Source organism: Bradyrhizobium sp. NBAIM08 (assembly GCF_020193935.1).
In the GTDB taxonomy this organism is placed as follows: domain Bacteria; phylum Pseudomonadota; class Alphaproteobacteria; order Rhizobiales; family Xanthobacteraceae; genus Bradyrhizobium; species Bradyrhizobium yuanmingense.
The window spans coordinates 1-421 of sequence record NZ_JADYVR010000688.1 but is presented as its reverse complement, the minus strand read 5'-3'; the positions used below and the strand labels follow the sequence as shown (position 1 = coordinate 421).

Sequence of the window (421 nt, the reverse complement as noted above, 5' to 3'; positions counted from 1 at the left end):
CTACAGGGCTGCTTGTTGATGCTTCCACAATTCTTCCGTAAACAAGTGTTTTTTGAGCCTTGAGACTAATGAAAGTCACCAGTACAAAAACAAATAGAAGAAAGGAGAAGCGGAATAATCTTTTCATAAACAGGAAGTCGCAAAGGTAATCACTACCCCGGAAAATCAGCAATGAAAAACATTACCTTTGCACGAATTTCCTTAACTTGAAATGAATATCGACTTCGATAAGAAACCATACACCAATAATCATATTCTTAGTGGTAGTAGCTTTTGGAATTTTTTCCGAATACTGGCAGATAATAATTTTAATATTGAAGGACGATATATCCCTAAATTGCTAAAGAGTTTTTTCATTATTTTGATTAGTCAGCCAAATATTCTTCTTGAAAAATTTCTTTATCATTCTAAAATTAAAAAG

General features: G+C 32.3%; 1 protein-coding gene. It reads left to right on the top strand.

The annotated features are described in order from the left end of the window. Positions 1-211: 211 nt before the first annotated feature. Positions 212-421, top strand: a 210-nt coding sequence (locus I6F37_RS41575; RefSeq protein ID WP_225154608.1) for a hypothetical protein, incomplete at its 3' end; no start/stop codon positions are given.